Origin of the sequence: Tropicimonas sp. IMCC6043, assembly GCF_004146235.1 — a bacterium.
GTDB lineage: Bacteria > Pseudomonadota > Alphaproteobacteria > Rhodobacterales > Rhodobacteraceae > Tropicimonas.
In genome coordinates, this window is sequence record NZ_SELO01000005.1 from 58,734 (window position 1) to 81,276 (window position 22,543).

21 protein-coding genes are annotated in these 22,543 nt (G+C 65.6%); 7 read left to right on the forward strand and 14 right to left on the reverse strand.

Annotation, left to right across the window (positions count from 1 at the left end; all coding sequences use genetic code 11):
* Positions 1 to 11: 11 nt before the first annotated feature.
* A complete protein-coding gene (locus EU800_RS07435) occupies positions 12 to 647 on the forward strand; it encodes a hypothetical protein (RefSeq protein ID WP_129630163.1) in 636 nt (211 codons plus the stop codon).
* A 23-nt stretch (positions 648 to 670) separates the two neighbouring features.
* On the opposite strand, the gene EU800_RS07440 is transcribed toward EU800_RS07435, so the two are convergent.
* Complete coding sequence (locus EU800_RS07440) at positions 671 to 997, reverse strand: AzlD domain-containing protein (RefSeq protein ID WP_129630165.1); 327 nt, start codon at positions 995 to 997, stop codon at positions 671 to 673.
* Positions 994 to 1,707 carry an AzlC family ABC transporter permease gene (locus tag EU800_RS07445; protein WP_129630167.1) on the reverse strand — a complete coding sequence of 238 codons (714 nt, stop codon included), beginning with the start codon at positions 1,705 to 1,707 and terminating at the stop codon, positions 994 to 996. Before EU800_RS07445 ends, EU800_RS07440 begins: the two co-directional genes overlap by 4 nt.
* Before the next feature lie 134 nt (positions 1,708 to 1,841).
* Here EU800_RS07445 and EU800_RS07450 point away from each other — a divergent pair, with 134 nt between their 5' ends.
* The 3 genes from EU800_RS07450 to EU800_RS07460 all read left to right on the forward strand — a co-directional run bounded on the left by EU800_RS07450 (position 1,842) and on the right by EU800_RS07460 (position 7,451).
* Entirely contained in the window at positions 1,842 to 2,426 is a 585-nt protein-coding gene (locus EU800_RS07450; RefSeq protein ID WP_129630169.1) for a GNAT family N-acetyltransferase, read from the forward strand.
* Positions 2,427 to 2,571: 145 nt separating this feature from the next.
* On the forward strand, positions 2,572 to 4,092 hold the full coding sequence (locus EU800_RS07455) for an efflux RND transporter periplasmic adaptor subunit (protein ID WP_165354588.1): 1,521 nt from the start codon (positions 2,572 to 2,574) through the stop codon (positions 4,090 to 4,092).
* Positions 4,092 to 7,451, forward strand: coding sequence for an efflux RND transporter permease subunit (locus tag EU800_RS07460; protein WP_129630173.1), 3,360 nt, complete (start codon positions 4,092 to 4,094; stop codon positions 7,449 to 7,451). The genes EU800_RS07455 and EU800_RS07460 overlap by 1 nt, the downstream gene beginning before the upstream one ends.
* Here the strand turns inward: EU800_RS07460 and EU800_RS07465 are convergent, their stop codons facing one another.
* A complete protein-coding gene (locus EU800_RS07465) occupies positions 7,452 to 8,675 on the reverse strand; it encodes a PepSY domain-containing protein (protein WP_129630174.1) in 1,224 nt (407 codons plus the stop codon).
* 244 nt (positions 8,676 to 8,919) lie between these two features.
* On the opposite strand from EU800_RS07465, the gene EU800_RS07470 reads away from it, so the two are divergent.
* Complete coding sequence (locus tag EU800_RS07470; protein ID WP_129630177.1) at positions 8,920 to 9,618, forward strand: hypothetical protein; 699 nt, start codon at positions 8,920 to 8,922, stop codon at positions 9,616 to 9,618.
* A gap of 108 nt (positions 9,619 to 9,726) precedes the next feature.
* Here the strand turns inward: EU800_RS07470 and katG are convergent, their stop codons facing one another.
* Positions 9,727 to 11,901 (reverse strand): catalase/peroxidase HPI, encoded by a 2,175-nt coding sequence (gene katG, locus EU800_RS07475; RefSeq protein WP_129630179.1) that lies wholly within the window; start codon positions 11,899 to 11,901, stop codon positions 9,727 to 9,729.
* A 165-nt stretch (positions 11,902 to 12,066) separates the two neighbouring features.
* Between katG and EU800_RS07480 the strand changes: the two genes are divergently transcribed.
* Positions 12,067 to 12,963: a hydrogen peroxide-inducible genes activator gene (locus EU800_RS07480; protein WP_129630181.1), complete on the forward strand. Its 897-nt coding sequence runs from the start codon at positions 12,067 to 12,069 to the stop codon at positions 12,961 to 12,963.
* Positions 12,964 to 12,979: 16 nt separating this feature from the next.
* Here EU800_RS07480 and EU800_RS07485 read toward each other — a convergent pair whose 3' ends face one another.
* From EU800_RS07485 to EU800_RS07530, 10 genes are all read right to left on the reverse strand, one after another.
* Positions 12,980 to 13,405 carry a DUF302 domain-containing protein gene (locus tag EU800_RS07485; RefSeq protein WP_129630183.1) on the reverse strand — a complete coding sequence of 142 codons (426 nt, stop codon included), beginning with the start codon at positions 13,403 to 13,405 and terminating at the stop codon, positions 12,980 to 12,982.
* Between the two features lie 112 nt (positions 13,406 to 13,517).
* Entirely contained in the window at positions 13,518 to 14,591 is a 1,074-nt protein-coding gene (locus EU800_RS07490; RefSeq protein WP_129630447.1) for a c-type cytochrome, read from the reverse strand.
* A 421-nt stretch (positions 14,592 to 15,012) separates the two neighbouring features.
* Positions 15,013 to 16,284 carry a sulfite dehydrogenase gene (soxC, locus tag EU800_RS07495; protein ID WP_129630185.1) on the reverse strand — a complete coding sequence of 424 codons (1,272 nt, stop codon included), beginning with the start codon at positions 16,282 to 16,284 and terminating at the stop codon, positions 15,013 to 15,015.
* A 71-nt stretch (positions 16,285 to 16,355) separates the two neighbouring features.
* Positions 16,356 to 18,059, reverse strand: coding sequence for a thiosulfohydrolase SoxB (gene soxB / locus EU800_RS07500; protein WP_129630187.1), 1,704 nt, complete (start codon positions 18,057 to 18,059; stop codon positions 16,356 to 16,358).
* Between the two features lie 102 nt (positions 18,060 to 18,161).
* Positions 18,162 to 19,019: a sulfur oxidation c-type cytochrome SoxA gene (gene soxA, locus EU800_RS07505; protein ID WP_129630189.1), complete on the reverse strand. Its 858-nt coding sequence runs from the start codon at positions 19,017 to 19,019 to the stop codon at positions 18,162 to 18,164.
* A gap of 81 nt (positions 19,020 to 19,100) precedes the next feature.
* Positions 19,101 to 19,430, reverse strand: a complete 330-nt coding sequence (gene soxZ / locus EU800_RS07510) for a thiosulfate oxidation carrier complex protein SoxZ (RefSeq protein WP_129630191.1) — start codon at positions 19,428 to 19,430, stop codon at positions 19,101 to 19,103.
* A 22-nt stretch (positions 19,431 to 19,452) separates the two neighbouring features.
* Entirely contained in the window at positions 19,453 to 19,869 is a 417-nt protein-coding gene (gene soxY / locus EU800_RS07515; RefSeq protein ID WP_129630193.1) for a thiosulfate oxidation carrier protein SoxY, read from the reverse strand.
* A 64-nt stretch (positions 19,870 to 19,933) separates the two neighbouring features.
* The gene (gene soxX, locus EU800_RS07520; RefSeq protein ID WP_129630195.1) at positions 19,934 to 20,413 is read right to left on the reverse strand and encodes a sulfur oxidation c-type cytochrome SoxX; all 480 of its coding nucleotides are present in this window, start codon (positions 20,411 to 20,413) and stop codon (positions 19,934 to 19,936) included.
* A gap of 198 nt (positions 20,414 to 20,611) precedes the next feature.
* Positions 20,612 to 21,178: a thioredoxin family protein gene (locus EU800_RS07525; protein WP_207209872.1), complete on the reverse strand. Its 567-nt coding sequence runs from the start codon at positions 21,176 to 21,178 to the stop codon at positions 20,612 to 20,614.
* A 31-nt stretch (positions 21,179 to 21,209) separates the two neighbouring features.
* Positions 21,210 to 21,944 (reverse strand): cytochrome c biogenesis CcdA family protein, encoded by a 735-nt coding sequence (locus tag EU800_RS07530; RefSeq protein ID WP_129630197.1) that lies wholly within the window; start codon positions 21,942 to 21,944, stop codon positions 21,210 to 21,212.
* Between the two features lie 121 nt (positions 21,945 to 22,065).
* On the opposite strand from EU800_RS07530, the gene EU800_RS07535 reads away from it, so the two are divergent.
* Positions 22,066 to 22,413 (forward strand): thioredoxin fold domain-containing protein, encoded by a 348-nt coding sequence (locus EU800_RS07535; protein ID WP_129630199.1) that lies wholly within the window; start codon positions 22,066 to 22,068, stop codon positions 22,411 to 22,413.
* Positions 22,414 to 22,543 lie beyond the last annotated feature (130 nt).

Sequence of the window (22,543 nt, forward strand, 5' to 3'; positions counted from 1 at the left end):
GGGAGGGCCTGATGCGAAAGCTCCTGCTGGCCCTCTGCCTGCCAATCCTGCTCGCGGCCTGCGGCGATCCTGGCCCCTGGGCCAGCGATGCGGATGTCGCACGCGTTGCGTATCGCGACGACGGCCCGCCGATGGTGACGCTGTTCACCATGGTCAACAACCGCTCCAACGAGGGCGCCCACAGCGCCCTCATGGTGAGTGCCTCTCAACGGGTGATCTTCAACCCGGCCGGCACGTTCAAGCACCCGTTCCTGGCCCAGCGGGCAGACCTGTTCTATGGCATCACTGACGAGAAGGTCGATTTCTTCATCGACTACCATGCCCGCGAAACCTACCGCGTGATCCGCCATGACGTGGTGGTCACACCGGAGCAGGCAGAGATGGTCCTGCAAGGCGTCGAGGCGCGCGGGGCGGTGGCCAACGCGCTCTGCACCACCTCGATCAACACGATCCTTCGCCGCGTTCCCGGATTTGAATGGGTCCCGCGCTCGCCCTTCCCCAAGGCGACGATGCGGGCCTTTGACAAGGTCCCCGGCGTGACCATCCGGCGCTATTACGACGACAGCCCGGACGACCGCTCCGACATCGTCGATTCACCCGCAGCACGCGAAGGCATCTTGGTGGAATACGGCCCCGACCCGCGCTGAGCCGGGCCGCTGTTGACTGCCAGCTAGAGAAGCGCCAGCCCGAGATAGAGCGTCGCGAAACCGGCCAGAAATCCGTAAAGAGGGTTGCGCCAGTAGTAGCCCACGCCGAGCGTGGCAAAGGCGGCCAGCATCCGCGCCGGATCGGGCGCGCCGCCAGTAGCCTCGGGCCAGGCAACGAGCGGCGCGACCAGCGCCGGAAAGACCGCCACCGGCGTGTATCGCAAATGCCTCAGCAGCCAGCCGGGCAGCTCCTTGTCGGCGAAAAGGCCGAGGAAGGAAAACCGGATCAGGAAGGTGCCGAGCCCCAGGACGAGGATGATCGGCCACAGGTTCAAGGTCTCGGGGATCACGCGACAGTCCTCCGGTTCATCCTCCGCTCGACCTCGGCGCCGGTGGCGATGGCGGCCGCGGCCGCGACCAGCAGGCCGAGATTGTAGGGTATCCCCGCCGTCAGCAGCCCCAGCAGCGTCGCCACAAGCGCCGCAGCCACATGCGCCGGTGTACGCAGGACCGGCCCGATCAGGGCGAGGAAGTTGATCGGCAGGACGAAATCGAGCGCCAGTCCCTGCGGCACGGTGCGGCCGATCAGGGCGCCGACAAAGGTCATCGCGTACCAGAGCGGCGCGATCGCCATTGACGAGCCGAAATAAAAGGCCACCCGCTCGGCGAGCGGCATCTTGGGGCCGGTCTCATAGCGGGCCATCGCGACGGCATAGTTCGGATCGAACATCCAGTAGGCGGCAAGCGCCCGCTGCCAGAGCGGCGCGGCGCCGAGATGCGGCGCGAGCGAGGCCGAATACATCGCCATCCGCAGATTCACCGCGAGCGAGGAGAGCAGCACGATCACCACCGGCGCGTTATCGGCCAGAAGCTGCAGCGCCGTGAGCTGCGCCGCACCGGCGACGACGAAGATGGTGAATCCCATCACTTCCGCGATGTTCAGCCCCGCCTCGGTGCCCACGACACCGAAGAGCAGGCCGAACGGGCCGGCGACGAGCAGGAAGGGCATGGAGACGCGTAGACCTTCGAAGAAGGACGTCACGGAGGCTGTTGCGAACATGGATGTTTTCCAGAACTGGCCCCTGCCGCTTACGCCTCTGCGCTGCGGCATGCAACCGTCCCCGGCGGCTTGCCCTGCCCGGCCGCCCGGCCCAGACTGCGCGGCATGGAGTCGGTGGGCAGGGTGACAAGGGGATGAAGATCGAGGCCGGATTTCCGGAGGCGGATCGCCTGAGGGTCGCGGCGCTCTTCTGGGAAGCATTCTCGGGGAAGCTTGGGCGGCTTCTGGCGCCGGAGGACAAGGCGCTGCGCTTCATTGCCTCTGCTTTAAACTCCGATCATGCGCTCTGTGCGGTCTCGGGGGAGGGGGTGCTTCTCGGCGTGGCCGGGTTCAAGACCGCCACCGGCGGGCTGATCACCGCCGGCTTCGGCGACATGGCGCGGGTCTACGGCCTGCTGGGCGCGGCTTGGCGCGGGCCGTTGCTGGATCTTCTGGACCGACCACTTGGAGACGGACAGTTGCTGATGGACGGGATCTTCGTCACCTGCGCCGCCCGCGGCCAGGGGATCGGCTCGGCACTCATCGCGGCGGTGATGGCCGAAGCGGCACGGCGCGGAATGGCCGAGGTTCGGCTCGACGTCGTCGACAGCAACCCGCGCGCCCGCGCACTCTACGAGCGCATCGGCTTCACGCCGACGGAGCAAAAGGAACTCGGGATATTCTCGCGGCTCTTCGGCTTCCGGCACGCAACGACAATGAGCCTGCGACTGCCCGGGTGAGTTCCGACCTTTGGCGGGACGGGTTGTCGGGCACGTTGCGGAGACCGGCCGTCAGGTCAAACCGGTTCGACGGACCTTGACCGCGGCTGCGGTCTCGTGTTCCTGATGGAAAAATCGCAACAACATATTCATGGGTGTTAATGGGATGGGTGTCATTTTCCGCGCCGGTTTCGGGCTTGCCGTTGGAGGCGTATCGCTCGCGCTATTGCTCGCGGCGGGAAATATCCTCGTGGATGCCTGGGGCGATCGCGTCGGCAGCTCTGCGGCGAAGAAACAGCCGCGCGAACGCGCCTATTCGGTGAATGTCGGCACGTTGGAGGCCGCGACGCTCGCGCCGGTCATCACCGCCTACGGCCATCTCGTCAGCGGCCGGACGCTCGAGCTGCGCGCCGCCGTCCCTGGACAACTGGTGTCGCTCTCCGAGAACTTCCGAGATGGCGGGCTGGTCGAGACAGGCGAGGAGCTCTTCTCAATCGACCCCGCGAAGCTCGCCAGCACGGTCGCGCTGGCCGAAACCGATCTCGCGGAAGCCGAGGCCGGGCGCGCCGAAGCGCAATCGGCCCTGGAACTGGCGCGGCTCGAGGCCGATGCCTCCGAGGAACAATTCGACCTGCGCAAACAGGCCGCGGACCGCCAGACCGGGCTGCGCGCGCGCGGCGTCGCGACCGAGGCCGATGTCGAAGCGGCCGTTCTGGCCCGCGCCGCTGCCGAACAGACGCTGCTCAACCGCCGCCAGGTGGTGGCCGGCGACGAGGCGCGGCTGGCGCAGGCCGAGATCACCCTGCGCCGGCGCGAGATCGCGCTCGAGGAAGCGCGCCGGGCGCTGAAAGACGCGACCCTGCGCGCGCCCTTCGCGGGTGTTGTAAGCGAGGTGAGCGCCGTCGAGGGCGGGCTGGCCTCGGCCAATGAACAACTCGGGGTGCTGGTCGATCCGAGCCGGATCGAAGTCGCGTTCCGGGTCACCAACACGCAGTTTTCCCGGCTTTTGAACGACAGCGGCGCGCTGCGGAAGGCCGAGATCGAGGTGCTGATTCAGCGCGGCCGCGGCGTCACCACATTGCCCGCCCGGCTCGACCGCGCCGGCGCCGAGCGCGACGAAGGGCAGATCGGCCGCCTGGTTTATGCCAGCCTCATCGATCCCGATCCGAATGTCGTCCAGCCGGGAGACTTCGTCACGGTGCAGATCCCCGAGCGCCCGCTGGAAAACGTCGCCCGTGTGCCGGCGACGGCGGTGACGACCGACGGGCGCCTGCTGCTCATCGGCGAGAACAACCGGCTCGAGGAGCTTCAGGCGACGATGCTGCGCCACCAGGGCGACAGCGTGATCCTCGGCGACGTTCCCTTTGGCCGGAGCTATGTAACCGAGCGGGCATTGCAGCTTGGCCCCGGCATCCAGGTCGCGCCGGTCGCCGCGCCTGCCCCGGCCGAGGCCGGCGCAGCGCCGGAATCCACCGAGGCCGCCGCGGCACCCGAAACCGCGCCCGCCGCCGGTCCCGACATGATCGCGCTCGATGACGCGCGTCGCGCCGCGATCGTCGCCTTCATCGAGGCCAGCGAGCAGATGAAGCCCGAGAAACGCGCCGAATGGCTGGAGCAGCTCGCACATCCGGAAGTGCCGCGCGAGACGGTCGAGAAGTTCGAAGCCAAGATGGCGGAGGGCCAGTGATGACCGGCGGGACAGGCGGCGTGCTGGGCTATTTCACCCGTCATCGCACGGCGGCGAGCTTTCTGATGGTGGTGATGCTGGTGCTCGGCCTCGTCGCCACTGGCAAGATCCGCTCGCAGTTCTTCCCAGACGTGGTGATCGACACGGTGACCGTGACTGTCGACTGGGACGGCGCCGGACCGGAGGAGATCGACCGCGCGGTAGTGGCGCTGCTGGAGCCGGCGCTGCAGGGCGTCGAGGGGGTGAGTGATTCCACCGCCGTCTCGAGGGACGGCTCGACAACGATCACCCTCGTTCTCGAACCTGGATGGGACATGGCGCGCGCCACCGAGGAGGTGAAAGCCGCCGTCGAAACGGTGAAGACCCTGCCCGAAGCGGCCGAGGAGCCGGTGGTCCGCCGCGGCGTCTGGCGTGACAAGGTCACCGAGGTCATCCTCTACGGGCCGATCGGCCCCGACCAGCTCGGCCTGATCGGCGACGACCTTCTCGCCCGGCTCTACCGCGAGGGCATCACCCGCACCTCGATCCTCGGCGTCGCCGCGCCGCAGATCGAGGTCGAAGTGCCGGAAGTCGCCCGCATCCGCCACGACATCTCGCTGCGCGAGATCGCCGAGGGCATCGCGCGCGAGGTCGAAACACGCCCCGCAGGCGACGTTCCGGGTGGTGCAGTGCGGCTGCGCGCCGGCGAGGAGACCCGCGACGCCGACGCCATCCGCAACCTTCCCGTCCGGGTAAACCCGGACGCGACCAAGCTCTATGTCCGCAATCTCGGGCAGGTTGTCGTGACCTCCTCGGATGCCGGCCGCGCCTATTTCGTGGACGACATGCCGGCAGTTCTGATCCGGGTCGACCGCTCCGCCGAAGGTGACGCGATCAAGATCGAAGCCGCTGTGCGGCGGCTGGCGGAGGACCTCCGGCCGGAACTTCCCGAAGGCGTCGATATCCGCCTCATCAACACCCGTGCGCAGGACATCACCGACCGGCTCGACATCCTGCTCGACAATGGCCTCTCCGGCCTCGTCCTCGTACTCGTCGTGCTCTTCCTCTTCCTCTCCGCGCGCACCGCGCTCTGGGTCGCCATGGGCATCCCGATCTCGATGCTGGCGGCTGTGGCGGTGATGTATGCCGGCGGGCTGACCATCAACATGATGTCGCTCTTCGCGCTCATCATCACTCTCGGCATCGTGGTGGACGATGCCATCGTCGTGGCAGAACACGCCGATTTCCGCGCCCGCAAGCTCGGCGAGAGCCCCGATCTCGCTTCCGTCAACGCGGTGCGGCGGATGATCGGCCCGGTCTTCAGTTCGACCGCCACGACAGTGCTCGCCTTCCTCGGCCTGCTCTTCGTCGGCGGCGGTTTCGGAACACTGATCGCCGACATTCCCTTCGTGGTCAGCGCGGTGCTGGTCGCCTCGCTGATCGAGAGCTTCCTGATCCTGCCCAACCACATGCGCCACGCGCTGGCGGCCGGTACCCGACGACGCTGGTACGACTGGCCGAGCTACCAGTTCAATCGCGGCTTCGCCTGGGTTTCCGAGACCGTCTTTGCGCCGCTGATGCACTGGGTGCTGCGACTGCGCTATCTCGTCGTCTCGGCGATGCTGTTGCTGCTGGCCTTCTCCTTCTCCCATGTGCTGCGCGGCGACGTGCCCTGGGCCTTCTTCACCGCACCCGAGCGCGGCTCGGTCACCGGCAATTTCGCCTTCCTGCCCGGCGCGACACGCGAGGATGCGCGGGACCTCACCCGCGAGCTCGACCGCGCCGTCGCCGCCGTTGCGACAGAGCTCGAGGCCGGCAGCGGCATCTATCCGGTGGTGCATTCCGTGACCCAGGTCGGCGGAACCGCCGCAAAGGGTATCCCCGGTGAGTCGACGATGGATCCCGACACGCTCGGCTCGATCGATATCGGGCTTGTCGGCGCCGACCTTCGGGAGTTCTCGGCACAGGAATTCGTCCGCGCATTGCAACAGGAGGTCGTCCGCCCGGCCGGGCTCGCGCTGCTCTCCTTCCGGAGCCAGGGCGCGGGCCCGGGCGGCGACTCGCTGGCGGTCAATTTCTATGGGCCGAACAGTTTCGCGCTCAAGGCCGCCGCCGAGGAGCTGATCGCGGCGCTCGGCCAGTATCCCGAAGTGACCGGTCTTCAGGACAGCCTACCCATGGGCAAGGAAGACATGGTTCTCGAGCTCACGCCGGCGGGCGAAGCGCTCGGCTTCACCACCGAGGCAATCGGCGCCGAGCTCTTCGGGCGGCTGAACGGTATAACCGCGGTGGAATTTCCGTCCGGCACGCGGACCACCGCGATCACCGTGCGCCTGCCGGAGGAGGAACAGTCCGGCAATTTCCTCGAGACCACGCGAATGCGCACACCCTCGGGCGACTACGTGCCGCTGGGCGAGATCGCGACAACCACGAGCACGCCCGCCTTCTCCACCGTGAACCGCGAGAACGGCCGCCGGCAGGTCACCGTGACCGGTAGCCTCGCCGAGGACAGCCCCGAGCGCGCGGCCGAGATCGGCGCCGCGCTTCGGACGGAGATCCTGCCCGACATCGCCGCGCGCCATTCCGTCGAGTGGGAACTCGGCGGGTTGTCGATGCAGGAGGACGATTTCCTAGGCGAGGCTCTGGTCGGCTTCCTGCTCTGTATTTTGGGCATCTACCTCGTGCTCGGCTGGGTCTTTGGCAGCTGGTTCCGCCCGCTCATCGTGCTCGCCGTCATCCCCTTCGGCCTGATCGGCACGATCTGGGGCCATGCGCAGTTCGGCCTCGCGATGTCGCTCTTCACGGTAATCGGCCTCATCGGCATGTCCGGCATCATCATCAACGACGCCATCGTGCTGGTGACGACGATTCAGGACTACGCCCGCCGCATGGCGATCCTTCCTGCGGCCGTCGCCGGCAGCGTCGAGCGGCTGCGCCCGATCCTGCTGACCACGCTGACCACGGTGCTCGGCCTCGCGCCGCTGATGTTCGAGGAGAGCCGGCAGTCGCTCTTTCTCAAGCCCACCGTTGTCACGCTGGTCTACGGCCTCTCCGTCGGTTTCTTCATCGTGCTGATGATGGTGCCCTCGCTGATGGTGATCCAGGCCGACGCCACCCGCGCGCTTCGCTCGCTCGGTCGGATGCTCAGGGGGCACCGGATGGCGGCCGGGATCCGTGCGCTCGCCGCTTTGGCGGCGGCGCTGGTCATCGCGGTCAACCTCGCGCTGTTCTGGCCCGGCGCGGCGACCCCCATGCCCGGCTTGCCGGAGGGTCTGCCGCCCGGACTGGGACGGTTGCTTCTGGCCATCGCCGGCAGCCTTGCCGTGGCGGCGGGTTTCACCGCCATTGCCTGGGTGTCGAGCCGGCGGAAGCGCGCCTGATCAGGCAGGGCTGCGGCGCCGGAAGAGCGGCCGGATCAGCCTGCGGTAGCTCAGCGCGAGGCCGGTATAGACCATGAAGACGCTCGCCAGCGAGGCGAGCCCGGCGATCGTCTGCCCGGCGAGCCCGTAGACTTCGCCGGTATGGATGAAGCGCAGCCACATCCGCGCCCGTGTCGAGGCCGGGCGGTCGGAATATCCGGTGACGCTGACAACCTCGCCCGTCCGCTGCGAGACCGCGAGCGTTTCCTGACGCGCGAGTTGCCGGCCAGTGCCGGTGTCCACCGTCGCGCTGACCTCGATGGCCGGCGCCTCCTTGGGAAGCGTCAACACGACCCGGCGCCACGCCGGGTCATGCGCCTCGGCGGTCTCGAGGATCGCCTGCAGCCCGACGCCGCCGGGCAGAAGCAGCAACCCGTTGCCCGCGTCCGCGTCCTCATGCTCCGAATGATCGCCGCCCTCACCGCCGCCACGTCCCATGCCGAGCCCCCTGCCCAGCCCGCGGCCGCCACCGGTTCCGTGCCCGTCGCTCTCCGTCGTGGCCACCGTCTCCTCGCCGAAGGCCGCAAGGACGAGGTCGCTGGCCCAGGGATAGGAAATCACGACGCCGGAAAGGACGATCAGGAAGAGCGGGATGGCACTCCAGAATGCGAAGACATGGTGCCAGGCGAAGTCGCGGGCCTTCGTGTCCGGGTAGGTCTGCCGGAACAGAAGCCGCGACTTCAGCATGCCCCATCGCCAGATCCGAGGCAGCCAGAGCCAGGCGCCGGAGAGCAGCAGGAAGGCGAAGACGAGATTGGCCGCGCCGGTGATCGCCGCGCCGGTCTCGCTGCGGCCGGAGAGGGAGAGCCAGCGGTGCAATGTCATCACCGCACCGAAGAAATCCTGTATGGCGGTTGGCCCGGAGGAAAGGACCTCGCCGCTGTAGGGATCAAGGAAGACTTTGTCATTTCGCCCGATGGTTGCGGTGACCGGGGCCGCGGGGGCGTTCTCGAAAACGAGTGTCGAAGCCTGGCCATCGGTCGCAGCAAGGGCGAGTTCGGAGAGCCGGTCGGCCGGAAGCGGCGCGCCCTCCGACATGCTCACCTCGAGGCCGTGCTCGGCCCAGCGGGTGATCTGAACCTCATAGGTCAGCAACACGCCGGTGATTGCGAGGGCGAGAATGACGAAGCCGGCGGAGATGCCGGCGGTCAGATGACTCCAGAAGAGAATCTTGCGGAAGGTCATTTAGGGGATCCGATTACAGATGACACACGGAGCCTTGAACGCCCCGGCACTCGGCTTCCGTCGCCCTTTGCCGCGAGGGAAGGCGCCTGCCCGGCTCGTTACGCATGGCGAAAATGCCGGAAGACCGGTCCGGAAGCTGATATAGACGACACGACCATCTTCCCCAGCGAGCTTCCGACGGGCAGCCACCTCCCTGGGGTGATGGCACGCAGACCTCTCGCATCGTTCGGCAACAGGAGCCGTAATGCCCCGCCCTTCCTTCTTTACCTGCCTGGCCATTTTGCTGCTGGCTCTCGGCGGTTGCACCACGCGATCGCTCACCGGTGCCGAGCGGGCCTTCAGCGCCACCGTCCAGGGGACCGCCCTCGACACCGAAGCGGTGCGTGTCACCCGCGGCGCGGTGATCGCGGGGGTTCCTGCCAACCGCCCACCCCGCCCGTATGTTACCTGCCGCGAGCGGATCTACCCGAAGGAGACCAAGCCGAAAGTCCGGTGGAAAGTCGCCGGCTTCGTTCTCGGTGAACGCCTCTTCGTTTCGCGGAAGGTCTGGGAGGACGATTTTCTCGCCGGCTATCCCGACGCGCTGCCGCTCGCCGACGCGATGTTCCTAGCCCACGAGATGACCCATGTCTGGCAGTGGCAACACCGCGACAGCACTGGATACGCGCCCTGGCGGGCCGCGTCGGAGCATGGGAGCAAGGATGACCCTTATCTCTACGACCTCGCCCCCGATCGCCGTTTTGATGAGTATGGCTACGAGCAGCAGGCATCGCTCGTCGGGGAGTTCGTATGCTGCCGCGCCCTCGATCCCGACGGAAGCCGTACGGGGCGGCTCTACGCGATCTTGAAGCCCGTCTTCTCCGGCCTAGAGCGCCAAGACCCGCCGGGGCGCGTCAAACTTCCCTGGAAGGAGGCAGAGACGGAGGGGATCTGCAGCCGCTGATTGTTCTGTCGGAAAGGCAGGCACTAGAAACTTGCGGAAGGGTCTTCCGTATGAAAAAGCCGGCCCCGAATCGCGGGGCCGGCTTTCAATTTGCGCAGTTCTGCCGCCTCAGGCGAGGTCGAACCGGTCCGCGTTCATCACCTTGACCCAGGCGGCGACGAAGTCCTTGACGAACTTCCCGGCGTTGTCATCCTGGGCATAGACCTCCGAATAGGCGCGCAGAACCGAGTTCGAGCCGAAGACGAGGTCGACGCGGCTGGCGGTCCACTTGACCGCGTCGGTCGCCCGGTCGCGGATCTCGTAGCTGCCGTCGGCAGCGGGCACCCAGCGATAGGCCATGTCGGTCAGGTTGACGAAGAAGTCATTAGTCAGCGCGCCGACCCTTTCGGTCAGCACGCCATGCGCCGTGCCGCCATGGTTGGTGCCGAGCACGCGCATGCCGCCAATCAGAACCGTCATCTCCGGCGCGGTGAGCCCCATGAGCTGCGTGCGGTCAAGGAGGAGCTCCTCGGGACTAACGACATAGTCCTTCTTCAGCCAGTTCCGGTAGCCATCGGCCAGCGGTTCCAGAACGTCGAAGGAGTCCGCATCCGTCATCTCGTCGGTGGCGTCGCCGCGGCCCGGCGCGAAGGGCACCTCGATCTCGTGACCGGCCGCCTTCGCCGCCTGCTCGATGCCGACGCCGCCCGCCAGCACGATCGTGTCAGCGAGGCTCGCGCCCGCTTCCGCGGCGATCGGTTCGAGCACCGAAAGCACCCGCGCCAGCCGCTCGGGCTCGTTGCCTTCCCAGTCCTTTTGCGGCGCGAGGCGAATGCGCGCGCCGTTGGCGCCGCCGCGCATGTCCGAGCCGCGATAGGTGCGGGCGCTGTCCCAGGCGGTCGAGACCATGTCCGAGATCGAGAGGCCGGAGCCGGCGATCTTCGCCTTGAGCGCTGCGACGTCGTAGCCGGTCGGCCCGGCCGGGATCGGATCTTGCCAGATCAGGTCCTCCGCCGGAACGTCCGGGCCGATGTAGCGGACTTTCGGCCCCATGTCGCGATGGGTGAGCTTGAACCAGGCGCGGGCGAAGGTGTCCCGGAAATACTCCGGATCGGCCATGAATTTCTGGCAGATCGCGTTGTAGGCCGGGTCCATCTTCATCGCCATGTCGGCATCGGTCATGATCGGGTTGTGGCGGACCGACGGATCGGTCGCATCGACCGGCTTGTCCTCTTCCTTGATGTCGACCGGTTCCCACTGGTTTGCGCCGGCGGGCGATTTCCGAAGCTCCCATTCATGGCCGAAGAGCATGTCGAAGAAGCCCATGTCGAATTTTGTCGGCTCCGAAGTCCACGCACCCTCGATCCCCGAGGTCACTGCGTTCGCCGCCTTGCCGTGCATGTTCGGGTTGGCCCAGCCGAAGCCCTGCATCTCGGGGCCGGCCGATTCCGGGTCCGGGCCGAGCGCATCCGCGTCGCCATTGCCGTGGGTCTTGCCGACGGTGTGGCCGCCGGCGGTGAGCGCCACAGTTTCCTCGTCGTTCATCGCCATCCGGGCGAAGGTCTCGCGCACCTGTTCGGCGGTCTTCAGCGGGTCGGGCTTGCCGTTCACCCCCTCGGGGTTGACGTAGATCAGGCCCATCTGCACCGCGGCGAGCGGGTTCTCCATGGTCGCCGGGTTGCCGACATCCTCGTAGCGCTCGTCGGACGGCGCAAGCCACTCCCTCTCGGCGCCCCAATAGGTGTCCTTCTCCGGATGCCAGATATCCGTGCGGCCGAAGCCGAAGCCGAAGGTCTTGAGGCCCATCGACTCGTAGGCGATGTTGCCGGCGAGAATGATCAGGTCGGCCCAACTCACCGCGTTGCCGTATTTCTTCTTGATCGGCCAAAGCAGGCGGCGGGCCTTGTCGAGGCTCACATTGTCCGGCCAGGAATTGAGCGGCGCGAAGCGCTGGTTGCCGGTACCGCCGCCGCCGCGGCCGTCGGCAAGACGGTAGGACCCGGCCGCGTGCCAGGCCATGCGGATCATTAATCCGCCGTAATGGCCCCAGTCGGCCGGCCACCAGGACTGGCTGTCGGTCATCAGCGCGGTGAGATCGGCTTTCAGTGCCTTCACGTCGAGCTTCTTGAGCTCTTCGTGGTAGTCGAAGTCGGGCCCCATCGGGTTCGTCTTGGTGTCATGCTGGTGCAGGATGTCGAGATTGAGCGCGTTCGGCCACCAATCCATGACCCCCGTTCCCATCGCGGTGTTTCCGCCATGCATGACCGGGCATTTGCCTGCCGTCGGTGAATCGTTGCCGTCCATCTTTTCCTCCATCGCTGACGTACCCCCTCGGGGGCCATTCCGGGTCGGGCGCGGAGACCGGGCGCGTGGCTCCGGCGAATCTCCGCTCTCGTTCGAGCTTGTTTCTAGCAGAGTCATTCAATAGGAGGAATTTGGATGTTCAAATAGGTCCGATAGGATTTGCTTATGAAAAGCCTCACCCTGAAACATCTCCGTTATTTCGAGGCGGTGGCGCGCTGCGGCCATTTCGGCCAGGCGGCCGACGCCTGTGCAATCTCCCAGCCCGCGCTCTCGGTGCAGGTCAAGGAACTCGAGGCGCTTGTCGGCGCGCCGCTGATCGAGCGAACGACACGGCGGGTAAGGCTCACCGGGCTCGGCGAGGCGATGGCAGACCATGCGCGCGGCATCCTGCGCGCCGTCGACGAGATCGAGGACCTCGCCCGCCGCGCCAACGGGCCCCTGACCGGCCGGCTCCGGCTCGGCGTGATCCCAACCGTCGCGCCCTATCTGTTGCCGCGGCTGATCCGCGCCATGCCGAACCGCTTCCCCGGGCTCGAGCCGTTCCCGCGCGAAGCGGTGACCGCGCGGCTCATCGAGAGCCTTTTGGAGGGACGGCTCGACACCGCCATTGTCGCCCTGCCGATCTCGGAACCGGCGCTCGTGGAGCATGCACTCTTCGACGAGGAGTTCGTTTTGGTGCGCCCGCTCGCGGAGGCCAACTTGCCGGTTCCGAACCCGGACACATTGCGCGAAATGCGCCTGTTGCTGTTGGAAGAAGGGCACTGCTTCCGGGACCAGGCGCTCTCCTTCTGTCAGCTCTCGTCATCTTCGCCGAGGGAATTGATGGAGGGCAGTTCGCTGTCGACGCTGGTGCAGATGGTCAGCGCGGGGATCGGCGTGACGCTGATCCCCGAAATGGCCGTCCCGGTGGAGACCCGCTCGGCCGCGGTTTCGGTCGCGCGCCTGCCAGCGCCGCGCCCGAAGCGGGTGATCGGCATGGTGTGGCGCAAGACCTCGCCGCTTACCGCGCATTTCACGGAGATCGCCGAGCTGGTGCGGGAAACGGCGACCCGCGCCGCGTGACGCGGCTGAGCGGCCGTCAGTCGGCCGCGGCTTCCGCGACGATGCTTGCGAGCAGTTCCTGGACCTTCTGCATCGGCCCTTCGGGATAGGTCCGGTGTCCGATTTGCACCTTCCCGTCCCGGTCGAGGACGAAGACGTTGTAGGGGCAATGGACGACATTCATCGGGTCGGCTTCCATCACCTCGCGCGACAGTTTCGCCGAGCAGAAGAGGAAGATGTCGGCGGCATCGAAAATCTTCACGTCGCTGCCGACATCGGCACCTGTCCGGTTCAGCATCTCGCCGGTGTGGCTGACATAGTCGATGACAAGCCCCTGGCCGACGATCGCGGATTCCACCGCGAAGGTCGCGTCGTCGAAACTGCCGTTGAAATCGGTCAGCACGGCGTCCTGGGCAAGGGCGGGAGCTGCGGCAAGGCAGGCGGCGGCAAGATACGCTTTCATGGGATCCTCACTTTGCTAGGGTCAGGGGTTGCCCCCCGGGACGCGCGGGCGGCGCAGGGCCGCCCGGCATTCTGTCAGCATGGCATGTCAGCGATGTGTCCGCGGCACAGGCTCACGGATGCGCCTTCAGATAGGCGATCACCGCATCGACGTCATCGGGCTTCTTCAGGCCGGCGAAGGCCATCTTGTTGCCCTTGATATAGCCTTTCGGGTCGGCGAGGTATTCATGCAGCGCGGCCTCGTCCCAGACCAACCCCTCCTCGCCGGCCGCCAGCATCGGCTTGGAATACTTGAAGCCCTCAGCCGATCCCGCCGTTCGGCCGACAACGCCGTTCAGCGCCGGGCCGACCCGGTTCTTGGCGCCATCGCCCACCATGTGGCAGGCCTTGCACTTCTTGAACACCGCCTCGCCGGCAGCAACCAGGGCCGGATCGGGCGCAGCCTCCGACGCGGCGGGAGCCGCAGCTTCGACAGCAGGCGCCGTTTCCTCGGCAGCGGGTGCGGCCTCGGCCACCGGTGCCGCAGCCGTCTCGACACCCTCGGCCTCCGCCGCTTCGGCCTTCGGCGCCTTCGGGTCGGTGTCCTTTATCAGCTTGGCAATCGTCTTGGCGCGGGTCTCTTCCGGCGTCACGTCAAGCACCGCGGCACGCATGGTGATCTCGACCGAGTCCTTGCAATTCTCCATGCAGGGCTCTTGCGAGAAGCGTTCCAGTTCGGTTTCCGCTCGGTCGTCGAGAATGAAGCCATCGGCGTTCGGCATCTCGACATCGAGGAAGGTTTCCTTCGAGAGCACGAAATCCTCGTCCACGAGATCGTTGGAATAGAGGATATAGGCGACGATCGAATAGACCTCGTCATCGGTCAGGGTCTGGGCGTTGCCGAAAGGCATGGAGCGGCGCACATAGTCGAAAGTGGTCGAAAGATACGGCCAGTAAGACCCGACCGTCTTCAACGGATCCTCGCGGTCGAGGGTGCCCATGCCGCCGGCCAGCTTGGGCCAGTTGTCGACGCCTTCGGCGAAGTCGCCGTGGCAGACGGCGCAGTATTCGGAGAAGATCTCGTCGCCGGTCCAGACATCGCCCTCGCCATCGGGCAGACCGGTGCCGTCGGGAAGGATGTCAAGGTTCCAGGCGTTGATTTCCTCGGGCAGGGCCAGGCGGCCGAGCCCATAGGGACCATGCGCCATCGCGGTGTCGTCGCCGGCGAGCCGATCGGTGTCGCCCTGCCCCTCCAGCGTGTCGGTCGTCCCGTCCAGCGTGGCGCTGGCGACAGCGGCCGGTGCCGCGTCGGGCGCAGGCGCCGCTTCGGTCACAGCGGTTTCTTCGGTCACTGGTGCCGCATCGGCGGACTCGGTCGCTGCGACCTCCTCGGTCACAGGTTCCACGTTTGCAGGCTCGGCCGTTGCGACCTCATCAGTCACGGGTGCTGCCTCGGCAGGCTCAGCCGCTGCGACCTCCCCGGCCGCCCGCTGCTCCGCAGCCAAGGCTTCGGCGACCTGGATCGCCTCGGCATGGGCGGCTTCGGCCGCCTTTTGCGCGGCGCGTTCGGAGAGGCCGACCGCCAGCGCGATGGCCGAGACGCCGACCACGCTGACAAGGGCGAGCTGATTAGGAAATTTCGACATTTTCAGCCTCCCCGTCCGGCTTGACCCACCAGGTCTGAATGCCGTTGTTGTGGTAGATCGAGTTCAGCCCGCGCACTTCGCGCAACTGGTTCTTGGTCGGCTGGACATAGCCGGTCTCGTCGCGTGCCCGCGATTGCAGGAGCATCTCCTCGCCCTGCCAGTCGATATCGAGATAGAAGCGCGTCAACGCCCGGGATTCTCCCGGCGCCGCCAGCCGCGCTTTCTGCCAGTTGATGCCCCCGTCGAGCGACACGTCGACGCCGGTGATCGCGCCGCGGCCCGACCAGGCAAGCCCGGTGATGACCAGCGGGCCGGGTCCGTGGGTGATCGGCGCCTGCGGGCTGGGCGAGGTGATGACCGACTTCGCGTCCATCTCCCAGGTCCATTTGCGGCTGACGCCATTGGCCAGCGTGTCGGTGTATTTCGAGGTCTCCTCGCGGCTCTCGACCGCCACCTCGGTCACCTCGACCCGACGCAGCCACTTGATCCACATGTTGCCTTCCCAGCCCGGCACGACCAGGCGGGCAGGGTAGCCATGCTCCATCCGGAGCGCCTCGCCATTGGCCTTGAAAGCCACGAGGCAGTCGTCAAGCGCCTTTTCGAGCGGGATCGAACGGCCGTTCGAGGAGGCGTCGGCGCCTTCCACATAGATCCACTTGCCCTCCGGCTGCACGCCTGCCTCGTTCAGCAAGGTCCGCAGCGGCACGCCGGTATATTCCATGTTGTGGATCATGCCATGCGTGAACTGCGCACCGTTGAGCTGAGCCCCCGCCCATTCCATGCCGGTATTGGCGGCGCATTCGAGGAAGTAGACGCGGGTTTCCCGCGGGAAGCGCTCCAGATCCTCGTAGGTAAAGACCAGCGGCTTGTCGACCAGGCCGTTGATCATCAGGCGGTAATCCTCCTTGCGCAGCTCGATCGCGCCGGAGTGGTGGCGCTCGAAGGCGCAGCCGGCCGGTGTGATCGTGCCGTCAAGCGCATGGATCGGCGTGAAGTTAATCGAGGAGATCGGGTCGGCCGTCAGCCACGGCACGTTGCGGCGGATCACGTCGGCCTCGTATCTGATCGGCAGGCCGTAGGGCGTGGCGTCGACGCCCTCACCGGTGATGCTGGCCCAGTCCTGAACCTCGGTGATCAGCGGATCGGGCGTGGCGGCCCGGGCGGTGGCTGCGGCCACGGCGCCCGCGCCGGCAGCCGCGGCCCCGGTCAGGAACCGGCGCCGAGAAGTCTCGAGACCCTTGCTCTTCCTGGTCATCGGAGATGTCCCTCCATGTGTTGCGTTTCGCCACCGGGGAGGCCGGTGGCCATGTGTTCGGAATGGGTGTGTCAGATGTCGTTGACGACGACGGAGGTGTTGGGCGCCAAGCTCACGACGCCCTGGCGCCGGATGTAGCTTTCGACCACGTCCCAGATCTCCGGCCCCTCGGTGCCCTCGTTGACGGAGGCCCAGCCGGCGACGACATAGGTTTTCGCCGGATCGATCTTTTCGCCCGACTTCAGGTGCACCATGTCGCTGATCCGTTCACCCTGTGGCTTGGAGACGTCGATCGTGTAGCCCATGCCGCCGATGCGAACCATGTCGCCGCCCTGCTGGTAATAGGGGTCGGTATTGAACAGGTTGTCGGCGACGTCCTCGAGGATGACGTGGATGAACTCGCCGGTCATCTCGGTGCGGTAGGCCTTGCCATAGCTCATCGAGGTGACGTTCCAGATATCCTCGCGCGTGATGTCTTGGCCGGGCAGGATCGACGGCCCCCAGCGGACGCCTGGCGACATCGCGATGTCGGCATCGCGCTCCTCGATCAGAGCATCGCAGATCAGGTCATCCCAGGTGCCGTTGAAATTGCCGCGCCGGTAGAGCAGCTGGTCGTCCGCGGTCTGGCCGATCACCTCGGTAAGCTGGTCGAGATAGGGCGCGCGCTGTTCGTCGATGAGTTGGGTCATCTCCGCATCGGGCTCGATCACGTCGGAGAAGATCGGGATCAGCTTGTGCTTGAAGCCCATCATCCGGCCGTCGCGCACGTCGAGGTCGACGCGGGAGACGAACTTGCCGTTCGAGCCCGACGCGATGATGATCGTGTCGTTGACCAGCACCGGCTCCGGCAGCGCATCGTGGGTATGGCCGGACAGGATCACGTCGATACCGGAGACGCGGGAGGCCATCTTGTGGTCCACGTCGAAACCGTTGTGGGAGAGCACCACCACCAGCTCGGCGCCTTCGGCGCGGGCCTCGTCGACCATTTCCTGCATCCGCTCGTCGCGAATGCCGAAGGAGAATTCCGGGAACATCCAGCCCGGGTTGGCGATCGGCATATAGGGGAAGGCCTGGCCGATCACGGCGATCTTGGTACCGCCGCGCTCGAACATCTTGTAGCTCTCGAAAAACTCGGAGGGCTCGTCCCACTCCTTGTCGAAGATGTTCTGGCCGAGAGCGGCGAAGGGCAGTTCCTCCACCAGTTCCAGCAGCCGCTCCGAGCCAAGCGTGAATTCCCAGTGGAAGGTCATCGCGTCGGGCGCGAGCTTGTTCATCACGTTGACCATGTCGGCGCCGGCCGAATGGTAGCAGGTATAGGAGCCGTGCCAGGTGTCGCCGCCATCGAGCAGCAGCGCATCGGGACGGGCGGCGCGGATGGCGTTCACCACAGTGGCGACCCGGTCGAGCCCGCCAACCTTGCCATATTCCTTTCCGAGCGCAGAGAAAGCGTCATAGGTCAGGGCATAGGCCGGCATCGAGCCGTCCGCGATGCCGTAGAGCTTGCGGAAGTCGGCGCCGGTGACATGCGGCACGCGCCCGCGGGCTTCACCCACCCCGATATTGATCTGCGGCTCGCGGAAATAGATCGGCTTGAGCTGCGCGTGGATGTCGGTGACATGGATCAGCGTGACGTTTCCGAAAGTGTCGAATTCCAGAAGCTGGTCCTGCGTGAGCGTCTGCTGCGCGGCCAGACGGGCCCAGTTGCCGAAGCCCGACGCACCCACGATGGCGGAGGCGGCCATCGAGACCTGAAGGAAGTCACGGCGCGAGATCATGCGTCTATTTCCCCTGTATGCGCAAAACATATGCGCAAAATTGAATGAATCACGTTACAGAAAACCCTGCACAGTCCAGGACCATGCAGGGCAATCCGGTTCTCAGTTGCGGACCGACGGACCTTCGACCGACAGGCCGTTGCCGCGCGAGGCGACGTAGAGTTCGAGCGCCACGAATTCCGGGCTGCCCGGCGAGAAGGTCTCGGCGCGGGTGTCGCGAATGCAGCCCTGAAAGCGCTTGTGGATCGGAACGAGGGCCGCGTCCTTCAGGCGGTAGGCCGGGAAGGCGTTGGTCTGACCCTGGCTCAGGTGGTCGGCACGGATCATGTTGCCATAGTTGTCTTCGTGGCAGTTGGCACAGGCAAGTTCGAGCTGACCGTAGCGCGTGTAGTAGATTTCCTTGCCCCGTTCCCAGGTCGCCTGGACCGGTCCGTCGATGGCGACGTTCATCGGCAGGCCACGCGACATGTAGGACATCAGCGCGGACATGTTGGTCAGGTCAGCGCTCGTGTAGCCCCAAGGCTCAGCACCCATTTGCTCGGTGCGGCAGTCATTGATCGCCATCTCGAGGGTACGGACCTCGCCAGACGCCTCGTGCCATTTCGGATAGACCGCGCGCACGCCGGCGATGTCGGCCTCTTCCACCGAGCCGTGACAATCGGCACAGGATTTGCCCTCGGTGCCGTCCGCCGTTTCCCAGACCTCCATCGCCGCCTCGACGGCAAGCATGCCCGGGTTGTCGAAATCGTCGCGCTCCATGTCACGAGTGTCGTCCTCGCGGAACAGCCAGCCCGACATGATCTCGTCGATATACTCCATGTGCTCGGGAGCGGCGGTCCTTGTGACGATCTCGATCTCGTCGTTGATCACCAGCTCGTCCTCCACCGGGTCGGCATTCGCGGCTCCGACGGCAGAGATGGCAAGCAGACCGGCCAGCGCCGTCATTGCCTTGAATTTCATGTCTCGTGTCCTCCCTCTTGGGTGACCCGCCCCGGTGTTCACGCCGGAGCGGACATTCCTTCGCACACCCTGTGTCGGGGCTCAGCCGATGGCGACCGACTTGACGTCCTCGTAGACCGAGCCGTCGTCGTCGTACCAGGTGAACTTGAAATCACCCGCTTCCGGCACCACCGCATCGAACTCGAAATACGGGTTGGTGGAGATCGCCGGCTCCATGGTCACGTCGATGACCGACTTGCCGTTGAACTCGCATGTGAAGCGGTTGATGATCGAGCGCGGGATCAGATTGCCGTCCTTGCCCTTGCGCTGACCCGATTCCATCGGATGCGAGATGAGGGTCTTGATCGTGACGGTCTCGCCAGCGGCGGCCTTCTTGGGCGCCTTGACGCGGGGCTTAACACCTTCAGCCATTTTCTTGTCTCCTGAAACTCTGTTAGCCGCCGCAGCCGCCGATGGTGACTTTCACGGTCGAGCTTGCCTTGACGAAGCTGCCGTCGGCCATCTTGGCGATGGCCATGACTTCCTGCGTGCCGGCAAGGCGGATCCGGGTCGAGGCCGACTGCGAACCAGCCAGCTCGCCGAACTTGAACTGGGCCACGCCCGGCGTCGGGTTGCCGGTGGCAAGCACCAGGATCGCCGCGGCGCCCGGCGCATTCACGCCAATCGGAACCGTGTTGCCGTTCTCGGCAATCTCCGGGGCATCCAGAGTGATGCCGCCTTCGCCGATCTCGGCGCCACCGGTGAAGGCAGCAATGGCGTCTTCGGTGGCGGCATTCACGCGGAAGGGCAGAAAGGCCAGCGCGGCGGCGCCGAGACCGAGGGCCAGCGTCTCGCGTCGTGAGATGTCCATCTCTCTCTCCTTGGTTGGGACGGCGCCGGGCGCGGGGCGCGGCTCCGAATGGGGTTGATATCCGTTATTCCTTGAGCGTCGCGAGGTAGGCGACGACATCTTCGATCTGCTGAGCGGTCAGAAGCGGCGTGATGTCCGCCTCGGCGATTCCCTTGCCGGTGTAGCCTTCGCCCGGACGGATGAAGCCATCGACCTTGTAGAAGGCGGGCATCATCGTGCCATCGTAGGTCTTCTTGGCGTTGGCAACGATCCCCCGGATCTCTGCCTCGGACCAGCGATCGGCTACGCCGTCGAGCGCAGGACCGATATTGCCCTGGAATGGCACATCCGGCATCGCGCCGATCTCGTGGCAGGAAACGCAGTTTCCGATCGACTTGGTCGAGATCACCTTGGCCCCCTCCTCCGGATTGCCCGGCTGGCTGGTCAGAGACGTCTCGAGCGCGCCGGCCTCGTCGAAAACGACGTCGCCCGGGGCGACGACGTCTGCCAGGGCGGCGGGTGCAAGGATGGTGGCGGCAAGGGCCGCAAAGTATGCGCGTTTCATATGTCCTCCCGAAGCGACGCCTGGCGGCGATTGCTGCGTTGTTCCTCCGTTCGCTCGGGACACATTAGCGCACCGGCCTCGCCGGAAGCAACAACAAATTCGCTTTCATGAATTTTAAGTCCGGACAGATTCCGCCCGGTGGGTGCAGCGCATCATGGCAGATGTTGCGCCACCCGGTCATATTCTTTCGTGAAATCGTTAGTTTTCGCGGCGTTCGGCGAGCTTCCGGGCGTGGTAGCGCTGGAAATCCTCCTCGCCTTCGTAGCCCTTCTCGGCCACCCAGACGAGCAGGTCGCCGGTCGTCGAGGCGCCGAACGCGCCGGGCATCGTCGCCACCGCGGCCTCGGCGGCCGACATGTCCTCCGGCAAATCCTCCGGCAGGAAGAGAATCAGCGGCGTGAACATCAGCCGCCATTTCTTGGCCATGTCGGATTCGGTGAGCACCTCGCCGTCGAAATCGGTGACCTCGGTCTGCCCGTGCATGTTGAGCTGCACGACAAAGAAATTTTCTGCGATGTAGTCACTGATCTCGGGCTTGGAGAAGACCTCCTCATGCATCTTCTTGCAATAGATGCAGCCCCGCTGTTCGAAGATCAGCATCAGCCGGAGGCCCTCGGCATTGGCTTCCTCGAGATCCTCGCGCAGATCCTTAAACGTGTCGCGCATCCAAGGCTCCTTGTGGAGCCCGTCGTCGCCGATTTCCGCCAGCGCCAGCGGCGCAGCAAGAAGGAGCGCCGCAATGGCGCCGATCACGCGTTTCAACATGGGCGTCCTCCCCTGATGTCGCCCGCCAGCGCTATCCGATGACGGGCATGTAGTTGAGCATGAATTCCGCGATCAGGTTGACCGAGTTGGTCCCGATCAGCAGTCCGAAAGCGACGAGCAGCACGCCCATGACCTTTTCCACGACCGGCAGATGCTTCCGGAACCCCTTCATCCAGCGCATGAACGGGCCGATGAAGAAGGCGGCCGCCACGAAGGGTAGCGTCATGCCGAGCCCGTAGACGAGCAGCATCAGCGCGCCCTGCCCCATACCACCGCCCTCGGTAGCGACCGTGAAGAGGATCGCCGCCAGCACCGGCCCGACACAGGGCGTCCAGCCGAAGGCAAAAGCAAGCCCGATCACATAGGCGCCGAGAAGCGACACGTTGGAGGTATTGCCTGCATCGGCACGGAACTGGCGATAGAGAAAACCGATCCGGATGATCCCGAGGAAATGCAGCCCCATGGCGATGATAATCGCTGCGGCGACGAGGCGCAGGATGTCCATGTACTGGCCGACAAGCTGTCCGAAGACCGAGGCCGAGGCCCCGAGCGCCATGAAAATGGTCAGAATCCCGGCTGCGAAGAAACTTGCCGCAAGAACCGCGCGGCGACGGACATGCGCCGGGACCTCTCCCTCGGCCGTTATCTGTTGCATGCCGGCGCCAGCCATGTAGGAGAGATAGAACGGAACGATCGGCAGGATGCAGGGTGAGAGAAATGACAGCAGCCCCGCGAGGGCCGCACCCGCCCAGGTAACCTCGGGCATCGATCTCCTCCCCTTGTCCCATTCACACATTCAGATTATGTTGGTAAGAAATCGGACAGTCAATCGGACCTTCATGTCGGATCTTGCATGCATTCTGCGCGCTGCGATTGTCGGAGGCGCGATGAGCCTGACAGCGTTTGCCGCCGGGGCGGTCGAGCTTGTGATGGTCGAGCAACATGGATGCGTCTACTGCACCCGGTGGAATGCGGAGATCGGTCCGATCTATCCGAAGACGTCGGAGGGCGCCTATGCACCGCTGCGTCGCGTTGAACTCGGGAGCGAGGCGATGAACGCACTCTCTCTCAAACGTCGGGTGAGTTTCACCCCGACCTTCGTGCTGGTCGACGATGCCAGCGTGGAACTTGCTCGCCTGGAAGGTTATCCGGGCGAAGACTTCTTCTGGGGGCTTCTGGGAAAGATGCTCTCGGATGTGACGGATTTCCAACCGCTGGATCAGGGCGGGAGCTAGGTCCAGTCGCGAAGGGAATTCGCGAGGTGCAGCCCGGTTTCCGGGATGAGCCGCCTCCGAGCGGTCCTCGCGGACCACTATTATGGGGGTGCTGTCATACGGCGCCCCAGCAGATGGCAACCCTGCCATA